We start from the raw sequence: 2,028 nt of genomic DNA on the forward strand, positions 1-2,028 counted from the left end.
GGTGAGGCCGCCGACCACGGCGCCGATCGCCGCGCCGCGCCAGCCGCCGACCGCGCCGCCGATCAGGGCGCCCGCGCCGGCGCCGAGCGCGCCGCCCGTCGCGACACGCTCCTGCGAGCCGGTGCAGCCGCCCAGCGCGAGGGCGCCGGCGACGAGGATGGTTCCGACTTTCAAGGTCTTGGCATGCATTTACGTCACCCCACTGCAAGGTTGCTTCTTTGAATCATGGCGCTTGCAGCTGTCATTGTCTTTGCGACCGGCTGGGCGCTTTTCGCCGAACCGCCCAAAACATGCAGCACCACACGCGCCATCTGTCCCATATCGCCCATTTCCGGGCAAGTGGCGCAATTATGGCAGACACTTGTGCCAATAGCGGCCGCGCCCTTCGGGAAGATGCGGCCGGAACGAAGCAGAAGCCCGTCGCCGCAAGGCGTTGCCGCGGGGTTTCGGACACTTCACGACAGGGCGGAACACGGCGACATCTTGTCGGCGAGGTGTTTTTTCTTGGGTACCGTGGTTAACTCGCCGCACTCGACTCAAGCGATCCTATGCCAGATCACGCGCCAATCGGATTGCTGCGCAATCCGATTGGATCATGCGTTCTCTATCACTGCTTTAGAGGCGGATTCGGCTCTAGGTTTCCCGCTGGCTTGCCGCGGCTCGATCATGCCACTGCTGCGCGCGGCGTCACGCGCATCGGCATGCCGTCGCGCGGGCGCAGGGTCACACGCTGCACCGGCATGGGCGGCTCCTCGCCGGCATAGTCGAAGCGCAGCGTCCGCAGCAGGGTCGCCAGCACGATCGCGGCCTCGACCATGGAAAATTGCTGGCCGATGCAGACGCGCGGCCCGGCTCCGAAGGGCAGGTAGGCATAGCGGTCGATCGCTTCGCGCGCGCCGGGCAGGAAGCGCTCCGGCCGGAAGCGGTCGGGTTCGCGCCACAAGGTCTCGTGCCGGTGCAGCAGATAGGGCGAGATCACCACCAGCGCGCCTCGCGGGATGAAGCAGCGCCCGCCGGCGGCATCGTCGGCCAGAGCCGTGCGCGACAGCGAGGGCACCGGCGGGTAGAGCCGCATCGCCTCCTCGATCACGGCGCGCGTCAGCGCGAGGCCTGAGCCGGCAAGGGCGGCCGCCGCCAGGTCGTCGCCGGCGGCGTCGATCTCGGCCTCCAGTGCCTCCCGCGTCTCGGGCGCCTGCGACAGCAGATAGAGCGACCAGGTCAGTGCGTTCGCGGTGGTCTCGTGGCCGGCGCCGATGAAGGTGACGATGTTGGCGCCGATCTCGGCCTTGCTCAGGCCGGTGCCGGTTTCCGGGTCGCGGGCGGCGAGCAGCGCGTCGAGCAGGTCGGGCGCATTGCCGGCGACGGGCGCTTCTGCGCGCAGCGCCTGCCGCTCCGCGATGATCGCCTCGACCTGCGCTTCGAAGAAGGAGATCGCCGGGCGCGCCAGCCAGCGCCCGAGGCGCGGCACCCAAGCCGGCGCGCCGAAGACGTCGAGCGGGTCGATCCTGCCTTGCGTCTCGAAATAGCGCGTCAGCGCCTTGCCGAAGGCGTCGGCGCCGCCGGCAATGGCGTTCGAGAACATGGTTTCGGCGAGGATGTCGAAGGTCACGCGCGTCATGTCCCGCGCGATGTCGACGATCCGGCCGCTGCGGCGCCGCGCCATGCGCCGGGCTGCCGCCTCGGCCGGGACTCGCATCCGCCTGGCGAGGGCGGCGACCGCGCGTGGCGTGAACAGCGGTGCCAGCGTCCGGCGCGCCCGTTTCCAGGCGTCGCCCTCGGCGGTCAGCAGACCTTCGCCGAGGCCGGGCGCGAGGATGGCCCGCTGCAGGTCGTCCTTGCGGTAGTTCCCGGCGTTCTCGACCAGGACATGGCGGATGGCGATCGGGTCGGACAGCACGACGCCATAGCCGAAGATGCCGTCGCCGGCGACGATGGGCTCGCGGAAATGGCGCCGCCGCCAGATCGTCAGCGGATTGCGGCGCAGGCGAAGCAGCAACTCAAGCCGGCCGAATTCGCGCTCGCTCGGCA

The 2,028-nt window shown here is 69.7% G+C and carries 2 protein-coding genes; both read right to left on the bottom strand.

The window, feature by feature from the left end; genetic code table 11:
• Positions 1 to 189, bottom strand: a 189-nt coding sequence (locus V6M56_RS00125) for a YMGG-like glycine zipper-containing protein (RefSeq protein WP_332680525.1), incomplete at its 3' end; no start/stop codon positions are given.
• A gap of 475 nt (positions 190 to 664) precedes the next feature.
• On the bottom strand, positions 665 to 2,028 hold a 1,364-nt coding region (locus V6M56_RS00130; protein WP_332680527.1), incomplete at its 5' end, for a cytochrome P450.

This window comes from Allobosea sp. (assembly GCF_036675845.1).
In the GTDB taxonomy this organism is placed as follows: Bacteria; Pseudomonadota; Alphaproteobacteria; order Rhizobiales; family Beijerinckiaceae; genus Allobosea.